Raw genomic sequence first — 14,153 nt, 5'->3', positions numbered from 1 at the left:
CTTCAATCCTCGACCACCCAGGTGTCCTTGGTTCCGCCGCCCTGGGATGAGTTCACCACCAGAGAGCCTTCACGCAGGGCGACACGGGTCAAACCGCCGGGCACGACCCGGGTTTCGCGGCCGGACAATACGAACGGGCGCAGGTCGATATGGCGCGGCGCAATGCCGTTTTCGACAAAGGTCGGACAGGTCGACAGCGACAGCGTCGGTTGCGCGATGTACGCGTGGGGCTTGGCCTTGATCCGCTCGCGGAACGCATCGATTTCCGCCGTCGTCGCCGCCGGCCCCACGAGCATTCCGTAACCGCCGGAGCCCTGGGTTTCCTTGACCACCAGATCTGGAAGATTGGCCAGTACATGGGAAAGTTCAGACGGGTTGCGGCACTGCCACGTCGGCACGTTCTTCAGGATCGGCTCTTCGTCGAGGTAGAAACGGATCATTTCGGTGACAAACGGATACACCGACTTGTCATCCGCCACGCCGGTGCCGATCGCATTGGCCAGCACCACGTTGCCGGAGCGATAGGACGACAGCAGCCCCGGCACGCCGAGCATCGAATCCGGGCGGAAGGCCAATGGATCAAGAAACGCGTCGTCGAGCCGGCGGTAGATCACGTCCACCGCTTTCGGGCCGTCGGTGGTGCGCATGAAGACCTTGTCGTCGCGCACGAACAGATCCGCGCCCTCCACCAGTTCCACGCCCATTTCCCGGGCGAGAAACGCATGCTCGAAAAACGCGCTGTTGAACCGGCCCGGTGTCAACACCACGACACTCGGGTCGTCGATGGGACTTGAGCTTTTCAAGGTGTCGAGCAACAGGTTCGGGTAATGGTCGATCGGGGCAATGCGCTGGGCCGCGAACAGCTCGGGGAACAGGCGCATCATCATCTTGCGGTCTTCGAGCATGTAGCTCACGCCGCTGGGCGTGCGCAGGTTGTCCTCGAGCACGTAATACGTGCCGTCGCCGTCGCGCACCAAGTCGACGCCGGAGATGTGCGAATAGATATCGCGGTGCAGATCCAGCCCTTGCATCGCCAACTGGTATTGCTCGTTGGCCAGCACCTGCTCGGCGGGAATGATCCCGGCCTTGATGATGCGCTGCTCGTGGTAAAGGTCGGCGAGGAACATGTTCAACGCCTTGACCCGCTGGATGCAGCCGCGCTCGACGATCCGCCACTCGCTGGCGGGAATGCTGCGCGGAATGGTGTCGAAGGGAATCAGGCGTTCTGTCCCTTGCTCGTCCCCGTAGAGCGTGAAAGTGATCCCGGCACGATGGAACAGCAGATCGGCCTCGCGTCGCCGCTGGGCCAGCAGTTCGTCAGGCGTATCGGCCAGCCAGCGGGCAAACTCCCGGTAATGCGGGCGGACCTGGCCGCCGGCATCGTACATTTCATCAAAATAGGTGCGGATCATGCCGTACTCCTTGTCACCCCGGACATACAGGCCTTCGCAAGGCCCGTGCCATCGGCATAAACGCTTTGATTTCAATCGGTTGGATATTCACGCCACAACCACCGCACCATTCCTGTGCGGCAAATGCCCCAACCTGATCGCCCCCGCCTCATTGCGACGCAGTGCAGTCGCCTATCACCAGCATAGTCAGAGTTGATTTCACTGCCCGGCGCCGGCTGCGGATAATCCGCACATCCGCTGCGAAACGTCCCTGACGAAGTGCGCAGCACCACTGATCCGGGCTGCCCCGGCAGCCCTACCGGCCGTAACCCTGACCGGTTTCCTCTCCTTCCGGTCTTCCCTTTTAGCCACCTCTTCAGGTGGCTTTTTTTTTGCCTCGAATTCTTGTTTCAGGGTTTTGCCGTGCGATGTTCAGGGTGCAGAAACGACAACGGCCGACCCGAAGGTCAGCCGCTGCTCGACGTGTTGCGAGGGTTATCAGTTCAAACGATGGCGGTTGCGCACCTCCTGCTTCACGCCCCAGCCTTCGATGATGCCGCCCAAGGGCTCGACCACCGCCGAAAAGCCCTGTTCGAAATCGCCAATGTCGTCGTAGGTTGCGTACATCACCTTGCTCAATTCCAGGGACCACGCGCCGTCGTCGCGCGCACTGACCTGGGCATTGATGGATTCACCGCGAAATTTTCCTGCCGCCCTGCGCGCCCGCTCCTCGTCCGGGAAAATGGCGTAGAACTCGATGGGATGGAATCGGGAAAAATCGAAACCGCCTTCTTTCATGCGGCGCAGCACGCTGCTGCTGATGTCTTCTTGATAGGCTGTGCTCATGAATCGTCCCCCTCGCATAGATGGATAGACTTTCCGTATTCCCTGCACATGGCCGAACGGCCCTGGCGCTACGACAACCGTGTTGCCGGCGGGAAACAAGCATGTAGCTGACAAGACCAGACCTTAGCGATCCGTTCGCTGATCTCGCTTGCAGAGTAGCCCCAAGATAGAGCCGCTGCCAAGGCCTGGTGCGTTAAGGACAAGAAGTTTTTCAGACGGGAGTGATGCTGCGGATTTCGATGCTGTTCTGGGTTTTCAGGCTTTTGGCGCCTGCATCGGCGGTTCGCCCTTCCAGATCGTTGAGATCCAGTGCGGCGGCGACAGGAAGGAGTTTTTCCTTGATCAGACGGGCAGCCTCATCGTCGCTGGGGCATTCCGCGCGCTCGAAGATTTCATCAACAATTTCACCGTGATCATCCACGAAAGTGACTTTCCACTTTTGCATTGGTGCCTCCTCGAACAAACCCGCAAATGGGCTCATATCTATCTCGACTTTTGTCAGGAATGATCGTTCAAAAGCTTTACACCGATGAAACATGAAAAACATTTCATCTGCGGGAGCGAAGCCGCTCGCTCCCGCAGTGATGACGGCTGAACGATCAGTCGTTGCTCGGTTTGTTCACCGCTTGCAGCACGTATTGTGGCAAGGCGAAGGCACCGATGTGGATTTCCGGGTTGTAGTAACGGGTGACGATGCCGCTGCCGATGAAGCGTTGTTGCAAGGTTTCACGGCTCAGCTTGCGGTAGGCCGGGTTGGTCGAGCCCCAGGCGAAAGTCATCGAACCGCCGATGTAGGTCGGCACGGCCGCCTGATAGAAGTGCCAGTCCGGGAACAGGCTGCGCAGGCGACCGGCGGTGGTTTTCACTTCTTCGATCTGCATGAACGGCGTGCCGTTCTGGGTCACGAGGATGCCGCCCTCGTTCAGGCAGCGGTGGCAGGCCTGGTAGAAGTTTTCCGAGAACAGCACTTCGCCCGGGCCGATCGGATCGGTGGAGTCGGAAATGATCACGTCGAACTTTTCAGTGGTGGTCGCGACGAAGCGCATGCCATCGTCGATCACCAGGTTCAGGCGTGGATCGTCGTAGGCGCCCTTGGAGTGGTTCGGCAGGAATTCCTTGCACATGTCGACCACGGTGCCGTCGATTTCGACCATGGTGATGTGCTCGACGCTGGCGTGTTTGGTCACTTCGCGCAGCATGCCGCCGTCGCCGCCGCCGATGATCAACACGCGCTTGGCAGTGCCGTGGGCGAGGATCGGCACGTGGGTGAGCATTTCGTGGTAGATGAATTCATCGGCTTCGGTGGTCTGGATCACGCCGTCCAGCGCCATCACCCGGCCCATGCGCGGGTTCTGGAAGATCACCAGGTGCTGGTGTTCGGTGCGCACTTCGTGCAGCAGTTTTTCCATGCGAAAACGCTGGCCGTAGCCTTCGTAGAGGGTTTCCAGGTATTCGCTGGTCTTGGTGACGGTCATGGTGAAGTGCTCCGATGAATGCGCGGGCGCCAATCGTCAGGTTCGATTGCCCGGGAAAGGCGCGCATTCTACGTTGCCGAAGATGACAGGTCGAACCTCACTTCATCGGCCCCGCGCAATCCATGGTGCGAACGGTCAGATCCGCACATTGCCCCGCGGCCCGGCAATGGCCCAGATGATCAGGCCCAGCACCGGCAGGAGGATGATCAACAGCACCCAGAGGATTTTCATCCCGGTCTCGGCGCCGCTTTTCAGCACGTTGATGATCGCCCAGATGTCGAGGGCAAGAATGATCAGGCCGATCAGGCCGTTGAACGTGGAACCCATGGTGTCGCTCCAGAATAGTGGCATGCACTTTTAGGATAGACGGTCGCGCGCAGGGTTCCCTTTTATTGCGTTCAGACGTGAACCGCGACCTTCAAGGCTTCCAGCGACGGCGCGGCGGTGATGCCGACTTCGGCACACAGCTCCAGCACTCGCGGCACGTCGTTGCCGTAGACCAGCACCACTTGCAGCTCGTCGTCGAGTAACTGGCTGAAGTTCATCAGGGTGTAACCGCCGTTTTCCTTGTTCATGCTGCTCATCTGCACCTGGATGCGGTTGAGTGCGGTCAGCGCCTCAGTCTTGGCCAGTTGCTTGGGCTTGAGGTTGAACTCCACGCCGGGGCCGAACGAAGCCACGACCTGCGCGAACAGGTCGACGTAGGTGTCGGCCTGGAACAGCACGGTCTCCGGCAGGCTGCCCACCACCACCCACTCGCCCAAAGGAATCGGGAAAGTGTCGTCGTAGTTGATGTCCGGATTGGCGGTCAGAAAAGCATCGGCATCGGCGTAGGCCTGCGCCGCTTCATCGGCGACCTTCAGGATCTCGTCGTCGCCCATGCAGCCGGAGCTGATTTTGCTGATGAGTTCGGCGAGTGCGGCTTTCATGGGGGCGGATCCTGTGGCGAAGAGAATTTTGAGGGCGCGAAGGATAGCGCATTCTCGCCTTCACCACAGAGCGGGTTCCGGCCCGACGGCTTCAGCCCAGCAGTTTTTCCAGCTGCGCGGTGGTGTCCACGGCGCCCATGGTGCGGGCCGCGTCCAGCGCAGTGATGCCGTTGGCGTCCTTGGCTTTCGGGTCGGCGCCCTGGTCAATCAGGAACTCGACGATTTCAACCCGGTTGAACATCGCCGCCATCATCAGCGCCGTGCGGCCATCGAAGGAAGCGCCTTCAATCTGCGCTCCACCGGCGACCAATGCCTTGACCACGGCCAGATCACCCTTGAACGCTGCGCCGGCAATCGGGCTCTGGCCGTTGCCATTGCGTTGTTCCGGGTCGGCCTTGTGCTTGAGCAGCACTTGCACCGCGTCCACATGCCCATAGTAACTGGCGAGCATCAGCAAGGTGTCGCCCTTGCTATTGGTCAAGTTGACCGGCAGACCGGCTGTGATCAGGCGATCAAGCATCACCGCATCGCCGTCGCGTGCCTTGTTGAAAACCTGCTCGGTGAATTCGGCAGCTTCTTCGGGGGTCATCTGGCGGCTTTGGTCGGACATGGGGCAACTCCACTTTCGGTCAATCGGAAAGCCGATAGTTTCCCGAGCGCGGCGATAGCTGTCACCCCTTTTTTTCCAAGACAGTCGATAGCCAATATCAATAACGGAACTTCCCTGCACGAATGTCCGCGAGGATTTCTTCGGTGACCTGCACGTAGGTTTCGGTCCCCGGCAACCAGGCATAGATCGGGTCATCGCCCGTCTGGCCGGGATCGAAGCCTTCGTTTTTCAGGCGCGTCTTCTGGTATTTGAAGGTGCCGGTGGTTTCCATCTTCACCTTGACCCGCAAGAACAACGGCACCGCATAGGCCGGCATACGCTGGCGGGCGAAGGCCAGCAGCTCGGTGAAGTCCAGCGTGGCCAACGATTCGGCGGGTGTAATAGCCGCCATCCCGGCGCGACCGTTGGTGTTGGGAATTTCCACGCCATAAGCCACGGCTTCGGAAATGTGCGGATGCTGGAGCAACAGGTTCTCGACTTCGGTGGTCGAGACGTTTTCCCCCTTCCAGCGGTAAGTGTCGCCGAGGCGGTCGACAAACTGCGCATGGCCGAAACCGATGTTGCGCAGCAGATCGCCGGTATTGAAGAAGCGATCGCCCTTGGCGAAAACATCCTGCAGCACGACTTTCGCGGTTTTCTGCGGATCGGTGTAGCCGTCCAGCGGCGCCTTGTCGTCGATCCGCGCCAGCAACAGGCCGCGCTCGCCCCGGCCGACCTTGCTCATGAACCCGTCGTCAGCGCGGATCGGTTCGCCGCTGTCCTGGTCGTAGGCGACCAACTCCCAAGCCATCAGCGAAAAACCGATGGTGTTGTCGAAATTGAGAATGTTGGTGAAGCCGATATTGCCGTCGCTCGCCGCGTACAGTTCGCAGATGTGATCCACCGCAAACCGGGTCTTGAACTCGGCCCAGGCACCGGGCCGCAAACCGTTGCCGATCATCTTGCGCACGTCATGGCGGCTGTCATCGCTGCTGACCGGCTGATCCACCAGATAACGGCACAATTCGCCGACGTAGCCGATAGTGGTTGCGCGGTAGTGGCGTACGTCACTCCAGAACTGGCGGGCGCTGAACTTGCGGCGAATCGCGAAACCCGACGCGCCATTGACCGCCGAGCCCCAGCACACGCAAAGCCCGGTGGCGTGATACAGCGGCAAGGTGCAATAGACGATGTCGTCCGGGCGCATGTCGAGGGCGATCATGCCGAAGCTCGCCGAGCTGCGCATCCAGCGTCCGTGCTTGAACACGCCGGCCTTGGGCAAACCGGTGGTGCCGGAGGTGTAGATGTAGAAGCATGGGTCATCGAAGAAAATCTGCCGGCTGCTGGCCGGGTTGTCGACAGGTGCGTCGGCGCTGGCGCTGATCAGATTGGTGTAACCCTCCGGGGCGATGCCCGGGTGGCTGAAAGTGTCCTGATCCGCCACGAACCAAGTGCGGGCCGGCGCAATCGTCACCTGCTCGCGCACCGCCGCGAAGGCTGGCAGCAATTCCTCGCCGACGACGATCGCCACCGGCGCCACCAGATTGATGCTGTGGATCAGCGTGTCGCGGGTCTGCGAGGTGTTCAACAGTGCGCTGACCGCGCCGACCTTGGCCAGCGCCAGAATCGTCACCAGCAGTTCCGGGCGGTTCTCGATGAACACCGCCACCACATCGCCTTTGCCGATGCCCTGCCCGATCAGGTAGTGAGCGATGCGGTTGGCCCACTGATTGACCTGTGAATAACTCAGCACCATCTCGCCCGACAGCAGCGCGGGACCCTCGGGATTGCGCAGGGTCGCTTGCTCGAATGTCCAGCCCAGGCCACAGGTTTGGGTCGGATCCTTGACGTTGGCCACCTTCATGCCTTTCACCACCCGAGGGATGGCTTTGGCGATCATCGGCAGTTTGCGGAGCATCATGCCCCAGGTAATCGTGTCGCTCGGCGCGTGGCTCATGGCAGCTCCCGTTCGACCTTGATGTGCAGGCCGGATTTTTTATTGTCGGGCAATCGGGTAAGGCAACCGACGCTTCTTGAGCGAGGGACGAGGCCGAAAATACGTCAGGGCTTCGCGGGCTGTACACGCGGTTTTTGCAATGTTTTGTATCCGCCAACGATACAAGGCGAAGCGAGATTGCGGCCGGATGGAATGGTTCCATCGGATCGACCGCGATCCCGCAAAATGCAGGATGCACGATGGCCATTCATGCAGATTGCACGACGACCCGAATTTGAAATATTTATAACTTATTGATTTATAACGATTTTATAAAATAAGAATACTGGCACAATCACTGCAACTCTCTCTGCATGCTTGCCATTCAAGTGCATACGGAGCTGAAAGACATGAGCCTGATCCAAGAAAAATTTACCTCCCTGTTCTCCAACTTCAACGTCACCACTGCGCCGCGTCCCGATGGCGGGATCCTGCTGACGTTGAAGAGTGCCGACGGCAAAGTGTTCAAACGCGCGCTCACCTATCAGCAACTGCATGCCGGCGACCAACTGTCGTGGGCGATCAGCGCGATTCGCCGTGACCTGGCCGAGCAGGCTAGCGAGCTGCCGCAAATCGGCATGCTGCAAAGCCAGCAGCGCTTTGCTCTGCCGACCTATCACTCGATGTAATTCGAACCTCGCATAAACAAACAGGCCGTGGAGCTTTCGCTTCACGGCCTGTTTTTTGCGCGTCGATTGTGTGGACTCAGAACGCTTCCGGTTCGATCCCGGTAAAGCTGTCGACGGTCACATGCCCCGCCAACTCCCCGCCTTCACGGGCCAACCCGCAGGTTTGCAGGCCGGCTGACTGGGCGGCGTCGAGTTCCTGCACGATGTCGGACAGGAACAGGATTTCCTGCGGCTCGACCCCGATGGCCTGTTGGATATTGCTGTACGACTGCGCTTCGCGCTTCGGGCCCGAGGTGGTGTCGAAGTAGCCGCTGAACAGCGGCGTCAGATCCCCCGCTTCCGAGCAGCCGAAAATCAGCTTCTGCGCCTGAATCGAACCGGACGAATAAACAAACAGTTGATACCCGGCCTGATGCCAGCGCTTGAGCGCTTCGACGGCGTCCGGGTAAACATGCCCCTTCAACTGCCCGGCCTGATAACCCTGCTCCCAGACCATGCCTTGCAACGCTTTCAGCGGTGTGGCTTTGCGGTCTTCGGCGATCCAGGCCAGCAGAATTTCTACCACTCGCTCAACGTCAGCCTGCGGCTCGTTGCTGTCGCGGCGCACGGCGTCCAGTTGTTCGGCGACGTCGGCGCGCTGGGCGTTCTGGCGAACGAAGTCCGGCAGATGCTTCGCCGCATACGGGAACAGCACGTCGAACACAAAACTCACCGCGCTGGTGGTGCCCTCAATATCGGTGAGAATGACCTTGATCGACATCGCCTCAGTCCTCCAGGCGCGGGAAGCGGCCGGCGATGTCTTCGCCGGTGAAGTTGGCGACCCAACCTTCAGGGTTGTTGAACAGGCGGATCGCCACGAAATGCGGGTTCTCGCCCATGTCGAACCAGTGTTTCGTGCCGGCCGGTACCGAAATCAGGTCGTTCTTCTCGCACAGCACGGCGTACACGTAATCGTCGATGTGCAGGGTAAACAGGCCACGGCCGGCGACGAAAAAGCGTACTTCGTCTTCGCCATGGCGATGTTCTTCGAGGAACTTGGCGCGAAATTCGGCTTTTTGCGGGTGATCGCTGTTGAGGCTGATCACGTCGACCGTGATGTAACCGCGTTCGGTCATCAGCTTGTCGATCTGCTCTTTGTAGGCGCCGATCACTTCTTCCTGGCTGGCACCGGGCTGGATCTTCGCGGCGGCTTGCCAGCGGTCGAAGCGCACGCCCTGCTCGGCCAGGGTCGAGGCGATGTCTTCGAAATGGGTCAGCACCTTGTTCGGAATCTCAGGGCTGGAAACGTGATAGACGGACAGGCTGCTCATGGGGCATTCCTCGGTATCGGCCTTGCCGTCCGGTTCTTTGAGACCGGTCGGGCACTGCATTCATCAGGCAAATGGGCTGGTTCTGGTGAAGTCAGCCTTGGCGGTTCATGACGCTGCGGGTCTTCAACTCGCATTCAAACAGGAATTCAAAGGCCTCGATCTGGCGCAACGCGTCACTCATCTGCGCGCCCCAGGTGTAGAGGCCGTGACCGCGAATCAGATAACCGACGCAATCGGGATGGGCGTCGAGCCAAGGCTGCACCTTGGCGGCGAGCCGTGCAATGTCCTGATCGTTGTCGAAGATCGGCACCCGTACCCGGGATTCGTGGGTCGAAATACCACTGAAGGCCTTTTGCAGCTCGTAATCTTCGAACTCGATGAAGTCTTCCGGCGTCAGGCGCGACAGCACTGTGGCGTTCACCGAATGAGTGTGCAGCACGGCGCCGATTTCTGGACGCCAGCTATAGAGCTGGGTGTGCAGCAGGGTTTCGGCGGACGGTTTTTTGCCCGGTTCCAGGCTGTTGCCGGACAGGTCGGTCGCCAGCACATCGTCCAGGCCCAATTGACCCTTGTGCTTGCCGGACACGGTCAGTAGCGCTTCGCTCGGCGACAGGCGCGTCGAGTAGTTGCTGCTGGTGGCCGGCGACCAACCGCGACCGTAAAGAAAACGCCCGGCGTCGACGATTTGCTGGGCAAGCTGTTCACGCGTAAGGCTCATGGCCTGTCCTCTTGCATACGTGTGGCAATGATAACGGCAGCAGCGAGCGCCGCGAGACTGGCAATACTAAAGGTCAATGTCGCGCCAAGGGCATTCCAGCTGTAGCCGGAATACAGCGCGCCAAGCGCACCGCCGGTGCCGGCCAGTGCGGCGTACAACGCCTGGCCCTGCCCTTGCTGACGGGCGCCGAAGCTACGTTGCACGAACTGGATGGCAGCGGCATGAAAGCTGCCGAACGTCGCGGCATGCAGCACCTGGGCAAACAGCAGCACCCAGAGGAATTCGGCGAACGAACCTAGCAGCAACCAGCGCAGTGCCGCCAGCAGAAAACTCGCCATCAGCACGCGACGCAAAGAAAAACGCGCAAGGATCCGGCTCATGGCCATGAACATCAGCACTTCCGCCACCACGCCGACCGCCCAAAGCATTCCGATCACGCCACGGCTGTAACCCAGTCGTTCGAGGTGCAAAGTCAGAAACGTGTAATACGGGCCGTGACTCATTTGCATCAGCGCCACGCAAGCGTAAAACGCCAGCACTCCGGGATTGCGCAGTTGCTTGAGAAAGCCCTCACCGGTTGGACGATTGCCTTGGACCGGCTGCGCGTTCGGCACCCACAGACTGCTGAGCACGATACCGGCCATGATCAACACCAGCGCCGCCGGGTAGATGTCGAGGCTGAGCCATTCGAACAATCGCCCCAACGCGACCACGGTGATAATGAAACCGATCGAGCCCCACAGCCGAATCTGGCTGTAGCGGGAGGTCTGGCCCTGCAAATGCGCCAGGGTGATGACTTCGAACTGCGGCAACACCGCGTGCCAGAAGAACGCGTGCAAGGCCATGACCATCGCCAGCCAGGCGTAGGTCTTGCTGACGAAAATCAGCGAAAAGGTCAGCAGCGTGCACACCGCGCCAAAGCGCACGATAGCCAGGCGTTTGCCGGTGTAGTCGCCGAGCCAGCCCCAGATGTTCGGCGCCACGCAGCGCATCAGCATCGGGATCGCCACCAGTTCGCCGATGCGTGCGGCACTGAATCCGAGGTGATCGAAGTACAGCGCCAGAAACGGCGCCGTCGAGCCGAGCAAGGCGAAATAGAACAGATAGAAACTGGACAGCCGCCAGTACGGGAGCGCCGCCACGGTCAGACCGCAGCGGCTTTGAGATCACCCATCAAAGCTGGCCCAGCACCGGCGTGCTGACGCGCACGTCGGCGTTCTGACCACGGTGACGCAGCAGGTGATCCATCAGCACGATGGCCATCATTGCCTCGGCAATCGGCGTGGCGCGGATGCCGACGCACGGATCGTGACGGCCCTTGGTGATCACTTCCGCAGGGTTGCCGTGAATGTCGATCGAACGGCCCGGTGTAGTGATGCTGGACGTCGGTTTCAAGGCCAGGTGCGCCACGATCGGCTGACCGGACGAGATGCCGCCGAGAATGCCGCCAGCGTTGTTGCTGAGGAAACCTTCCGGGGTCATTTCATCGCGGTGTTCGGTGCCACGCTGGGCGACCGAGGCGAAACCGGCGCCGATTTCCACGCCCTTGACCGCGTTGATGCTCATCAGCGCATGGGCCAGTTCGGCGTCGAGACGGTCGAAGATCGGCTCGCCCAGGCCCGGCATCACACCTTCGGCAACCACGGTGATCTTGGCTCCGACGGAGTCCTGATCGCGGCGCAGCTGATCCATGTAGGCTTCCAGTTCCGGCACCTTGTCCGGATCCGGGCTGAAAAAGGCGTTCTGCTCGACCGATTCCCAGGTCTTGAACGGGATTTCGATCGGGCCGAGCTGGCTCATGTAACCGCGAATGACGATGCCCTGCGTCGCCAGGTATTTCTTGGCAATCGCACCGGCCGCCACGCGCATCGCGGTTTCCCGCGCGGAGCTGCGACCGCCGCCGCGGTAATCGCGCTCGCCGTATTTGTGGTGGTAGGTGTAGTCGGCGTGGGCCGGACGGAACAGATCCTTGATCGCCGAGTAGTCCTTGGACTTCTGGTCGGTGTTGCGGATCAGCAGGCCGATGGAGCAGCCGGTGGTGCGACCCTCGAACACGCCGGAGAGGATTTCGACTTCGTCCGCTTCCTGACGCTGGGTGGTGTGGCGGCTGGTGCCCGGCTTGCGGCGATCGAGGTCGCGCTGCAGGTCCTCAAGGGAAATCTCCAGGCCCGGCGGGCAGCCGTCGACAATGGCGACCAACGCCGGACCATGGCTTTCGCCCGCGGTGGTGACAGTGAACAGCTTGCCGTAGGTATTGCCGGACATGCAGGACGCTCCGTGAAATCAAACCCAAATTCATGATGCGCGCCAGTATACGCAGGCTAACCGAGTAGTTCATCCTCGAACCTTGGCGGTGTTGGTGAGTGCAACCGGCACCTTTGCAAATGATGGCGTGATGATGCTGCGAGTTTTGATCTTGAGCCTTACCCTGTTTACTGGCTTTGTCCAGGCGACCGTCCTGCAACGCCCGGTGACTTTGGACACCGGCAGCGGAGAACTTTTCGGCTCGCTGTTGCTGCCAAAGTCTGACAATCCGGTGCCGGTTGTCCTCATTCTTTCTGGCTCGGGTCCTACGGATCGTGACGGAAACAACCCGGACGGCGGGCGCAACGACAGCCTCAAACGACTGGCCTGGGTGCTGGCCAAGCACAATATCGCCAGCGTGCGTTTCGATAAGCGCGGGGTGGCCGCGAGCCTGGCCGCGACGCCGGATGAGCGAAACTTGTCGGTGGACGCCTACGTGGCGGACGCCGTAGCCTGGGGCCAGAAGCTCAAGGCTGATCCGCGTTTCGGTCCGTTGATCCTCCTCGGCCATAGTGAAGGCGCATTGATCGCCAGTCTGGCCGCACCGAAAGTCGACGCCGCCGCAGTCATTTCGCTGTCTGGAACCGCCCGGCCGATCGATCAGGTCTTGCGCCGGCAACTGGCCCGCAGTCTCCCGCCGCCACTGATGCAGCGCAGCAACGAGTTGCTCGACAGCCTCAAGGCCGGCCACACCGACGACAATGTCCCGGCGCCCTTGCAGCCCATTTTTCGCCCGAGTGTGCAGCCATATCTGATTTCGTTGTTCCGTCAGGATCCGTCCGCCGCTTTCGCTCAACTGAAAATGCCTGCCTTGATCGTTCAGGGCAGCAACGACATTCAGGTTCAGGTCGATGACGCCAATCTGCTCAAAGCGGCCAAACCCGATGCGACACTGGCGTTGATCGAAGGCATGAACCATGTGATGCGCATCGTGCCCAACGACGTGAAGCGGCAAATGGCGTCCTACAAGGACCCGAATCTGCCGCTGGCGGCGGAATTGGGGACACGCATCCTCGAATTTATTGACGGACTTCGTACCCGTTAAGCTCTTTTTGCCCTCTAGTCCTGTAGAAAACGGCCGATAAGTCTTTGTCGCCAGCGTACTGGCTGGCGGCAAGCAGCTTGGACAGGATCTCGCCGTTATGACTGATACCCAGACTTCACCCGACACCACCGCTGAAAAAGACGCACCGCCAGCGGTCGAGCTGCCATGGGCGGATGTCCACGTCGAGCACCACAAGATGCTCCGCCTGGCGCCGTTGCAGACCGACCGCAATACCGGCGGGCGGCCGTTGCGCTTTGTAGAGTTCGGTTACGCCGAGCGCAACAGCAAAGAACACAGCCTGATGCGCATGTCGATCAAACTGCCCGCGCAGCGTGTGCGCAAAGAGCAGAACCAACTCGACGTGTGGGTCGACCACAAGACCAAACGCGTGCACTTCGGCCCGGACAGCGGTTTGCAGATCGAACCGTTGAACCGTGGCATCGGTCGCTACATGGCAGCCCAAGGCATCAACTGGGCGAAAAAGCGCTGGCCCACCTACACCGTCGACGGCATGGACTTGAACAACAAGGACGCGCTGAACGAAGACACCCGCCTGCGCCGCGATCACTTTCTGCGCGTGCATGGCTTTGATGTGGTTTACGCCGACGCCCAGCATTTGAAGGGCAGCGTCAAGGAAGTCCAGGTCGGCGACTTGCTGGGCGACTGGAACAGCGAAAAGCTGCAGATCGTCGAGATTCTCGAGGCCGCACAAATGTTGCAGCAGGCCGAGCAGAACCTGGCCGAGCAGGAAGTGAAGCTGAAGAAACAGGAAGACAAGGTCAGCAAGTTCAAACGTGAAGACGCAGGCTTGCGTTTCACCATTACTTGCCTGGTGGCGTTTGCGGTGTTCCAGGCGGGTTTGCTGATCTGGATTGCCACGCACCGCTAAGCCAATGATCGTTCCCACCGAGGTGGGAACGA

General features: G+C 60.3%; 16 protein-coding genes. 3 read left to right on the top strand and 13 right to left on the bottom strand.

Annotated elements, in window-relative coordinates; translation table 11 throughout:
* Window positions 1-2: 2 nt before the first annotated feature.
* The 8 genes from JJN09_RS28915 to JJN09_RS28880 form a co-directional block, all read right to left on the bottom strand.
* Entirely contained in the window at window positions 3-1,412 is a 1,410-nt protein-coding gene (locus JJN09_RS28915) for a circularly permuted type 2 ATP-grasp protein (protein WP_025113343.1), read from the bottom strand.
* 477 nt (window positions 1,413-1,889) lie between these two features.
* Window positions 1,890-2,237 carry a ribonuclease E inhibitor RraB gene (locus tag JJN09_RS28910; protein WP_096822957.1) on the bottom strand — a complete coding sequence of 116 codons (348 nt, stop codon included), beginning with the start codon at window positions 2,235-2,237 and terminating at the stop codon, window positions 1,890-1,892.
* A gap of 211 nt (window positions 2,238-2,448) precedes the next feature.
* Window positions 2,449-2,682 carry a hypothetical protein gene (locus JJN09_RS28905; protein ID WP_249490868.1) on the bottom strand — a complete coding sequence of 78 codons (234 nt, stop codon included), beginning with the start codon at window positions 2,680-2,682 and terminating at the stop codon, window positions 2,449-2,451.
* Between the two features lie 154 nt (window positions 2,683-2,836).
* A complete protein-coding gene (gene speE / locus JJN09_RS28900; RefSeq protein ID WP_085690505.1) occupies window positions 2,837-3,712 on the bottom strand; it encodes a polyamine aminopropyltransferase in 876 nt (291 codons plus the stop codon).
* A gap of 135 nt (window positions 3,713-3,847) precedes the next feature.
* Complete coding sequence (locus JJN09_RS28895) at window positions 3,848-4,039, bottom strand: PLDc N-terminal domain-containing protein (RefSeq protein WP_003223221.1); 192 nt, start codon at window positions 4,037-4,039, stop codon at window positions 3,848-3,850.
* Between the two features lie 71 nt (window positions 4,040-4,110).
* Window positions 4,111-4,641 (bottom strand): hypothetical protein, encoded by a 531-nt coding sequence (locus JJN09_RS28890; protein ID WP_249484845.1) that lies wholly within the window; start codon window positions 4,639-4,641, stop codon window positions 4,111-4,113.
* Between the two features lie 91 nt (window positions 4,642-4,732).
* A complete protein-coding gene (locus JJN09_RS28885) occupies window positions 4,733-5,251 on the bottom strand; it encodes an ankyrin repeat domain-containing protein (protein ID WP_249484844.1) in 519 nt (172 codons plus the stop codon).
* 97 nt (window positions 5,252-5,348) lie between these two features.
* Window positions 5,349-7,187 carry a long-chain-acyl-CoA synthetase gene (locus JJN09_RS28880; RefSeq protein WP_249484843.1) on the bottom strand — a complete coding sequence of 613 codons (1,839 nt, stop codon included), beginning with the start codon at window positions 7,185-7,187 and terminating at the stop codon, window positions 5,349-5,351.
* A 389-nt stretch (window positions 7,188-7,576) separates the two neighbouring features.
* On the opposite strand from JJN09_RS28880, the gene JJN09_RS28875 reads away from it, so the two are divergent.
* Complete coding sequence (locus tag JJN09_RS28875) at window positions 7,577-7,855, top strand: DUF3509 domain-containing protein (protein ID WP_007959992.1); 279 nt, start codon at window positions 7,577-7,579, stop codon at window positions 7,853-7,855.
* 76 nt (window positions 7,856-7,931) lie between these two features.
* On the opposite strand, the gene mtnC is transcribed toward JJN09_RS28875, so the two are convergent.
* From mtnC to aroC, 5 genes are all read right to left on the bottom strand, one after another.
* Window positions 7,932-8,615 carry an acireductone synthase gene (gene mtnC / locus JJN09_RS28870; protein WP_249484842.1) on the bottom strand — a complete coding sequence of 228 codons (684 nt, stop codon included), beginning with the start codon at window positions 8,613-8,615 and terminating at the stop codon, window positions 7,932-7,934.
* Window positions 8,616-8,619: 4 nt separating this feature from the next.
* Window positions 8,620-9,165 carry an acireductone dioxygenase gene (locus JJN09_RS28865; protein WP_007959995.1) on the bottom strand — a complete coding sequence of 182 codons (546 nt, stop codon included), beginning with the start codon at window positions 9,163-9,165 and terminating at the stop codon, window positions 8,620-8,622.
* A gap of 91 nt (window positions 9,166-9,256) precedes the next feature.
* Window positions 9,257-9,883 (bottom strand): methylthioribulose 1-phosphate dehydratase, encoded by a 627-nt coding sequence (locus JJN09_RS28860; RefSeq protein ID WP_085710648.1) that lies wholly within the window; start codon window positions 9,881-9,883, stop codon window positions 9,257-9,259.
* Window positions 9,880-11,025, bottom strand: coding sequence for an MFS transporter (locus JJN09_RS28855; RefSeq protein WP_249484841.1), 1,146 nt, complete (start codon window positions 11,023-11,025; stop codon window positions 9,880-9,882). The genes JJN09_RS28860 and JJN09_RS28855 overlap by 4 nt, the downstream gene beginning before the upstream one ends.
* A gap of 31 nt (window positions 11,026-11,056) precedes the next feature.
* On the bottom strand, window positions 11,057-12,148 hold the full coding sequence (gene aroC, locus JJN09_RS28850) for a chorismate synthase (protein WP_096822949.1): 1,092 nt from the start codon (window positions 12,146-12,148) through the stop codon (window positions 11,057-11,059).
* Between the two features lie 130 nt (window positions 12,149-12,278).
* On the opposite strand from aroC, the gene JJN09_RS28845 reads away from it, so the two are divergent.
* Both JJN09_RS28845 and JJN09_RS28840 read left to right on the top strand, forming a co-directional pair.
* Window positions 12,279-13,232 (top strand): alpha/beta hydrolase, encoded by a 954-nt coding sequence (locus tag JJN09_RS28845; protein WP_249484840.1) that lies wholly within the window; start codon window positions 12,279-12,281, stop codon window positions 13,230-13,232.
* Window positions 13,233-13,329: 97 nt separating this feature from the next.
* Window positions 13,330-14,121, top strand: a complete 792-nt coding sequence (locus tag JJN09_RS28840; protein ID WP_249484839.1) for a hypothetical protein — start codon at window positions 13,330-13,332, stop codon at window positions 14,119-14,121.
* Window positions 14,122-14,153: the final 32 nt, after the last annotated feature.

Source organism: Pseudomonas sp. HS6 (assembly GCF_023375815.1).
In the GTDB taxonomy this organism is placed as follows: domain Bacteria; phylum Pseudomonadota; class Gammaproteobacteria; order Pseudomonadales; family Pseudomonadaceae; genus Aquipseudomonas.
This window is presented reverse-complemented; position numbering and strand designations above follow the sequence as displayed.

What these genes read in the sequence shown, in the direction of transcription:
- JJN09_RS28915 (WP_025113343.1), bottom strand. Translation starts at nt 1,412, where the DNA reads ATGATCCGCACCTATTTTGATGAAATGTACGATGCCGGCGGCCAGGTC.
- JJN09_RS28910 (WP_096822957.1), bottom strand. Translation starts at nt 2,237, where the DNA reads ATGAGCACAGCCTATCAAGAAGACATCAGCAGCAGCGTGCTGCGCCGC.
- JJN09_RS28905 (WP_249490868.1), bottom strand. Translation starts at nt 2,682, where the DNA reads ATGCAAAAGTGGAAAGTCACTTTCGTGGATGATCACGGTGAAATTGTT.
- speE (WP_085690505.1), bottom strand. Translation starts at nt 3,712, where the DNA reads ATGACCGTCACCAAGACCAGCGAATACCTGGAAACCCTCTACGAAGGC.
- JJN09_RS28895 (WP_003223221.1), bottom strand. Translation starts at nt 4,039, where the DNA reads ATGGGTTCCACGTTCAACGGCCTGATCGGCCTGATCATTCTTGCCCTC.
- JJN09_RS28890 (WP_249484845.1), bottom strand. Translation starts at nt 4,641, where the DNA reads ATGAAAGCCGCACTCGCCGAACTCATCAGCAAAATCAGCTCCGGCTGC.
- JJN09_RS28885 (WP_249484844.1), bottom strand. Translation starts at nt 5,251, where the DNA reads ATGTCCGACCAAAGCCGCCAGATGACCCCCGAAGAAGCTGCCGAATTC.
- JJN09_RS28880 (WP_249484843.1), bottom strand. Translation starts at nt 7,187, where the DNA reads ATGAGCCACGCGCCGAGCGACACGATTACCTGGGGCATGATGCTCCGC.
- JJN09_RS28875 (WP_007959992.1), top strand. Translation starts at nt 7,577, where the DNA reads ATGAGCCTGATCCAAGAAAAATTTACCTCCCTGTTCTCCAACTTCAAC.
- mtnC (WP_249484842.1), bottom strand. Translation starts at nt 8,615, where the DNA reads ATGTCGATCAAGGTCATTCTCACCGATATTGAGGGCACCACCAGCGCG.
- JJN09_RS28865 (WP_007959995.1), bottom strand. Translation starts at nt 9,165, where the DNA reads ATGAGCAGCCTGTCCGTCTATCACGTTTCCAGCCCTGAGATTCCGAAC.
- JJN09_RS28860 (WP_085710648.1), bottom strand. Translation starts at nt 9,883, where the DNA reads ATGAGCCTTACGCGTGAACAGCTTGCCCAGCAAATCGTCGACGCCGGG.
- aroC (WP_096822949.1), bottom strand. Translation starts at nt 12,148, where the DNA reads ATGTCCGGCAATACCTACGGCAAGCTGTTCACTGTCACCACCGCGGGC.
- JJN09_RS28845 (WP_249484840.1), top strand. Translation starts at nt 12,279, where the DNA reads ATGATGCTGCGAGTTTTGATCTTGAGCCTTACCCTGTTTACTGGCTTT.
- JJN09_RS28840 (WP_249484839.1), top strand. Translation starts at nt 13,330, where the DNA reads ATGACTGATACCCAGACTTCACCCGACACCACCGCTGAAAAAGACGCA.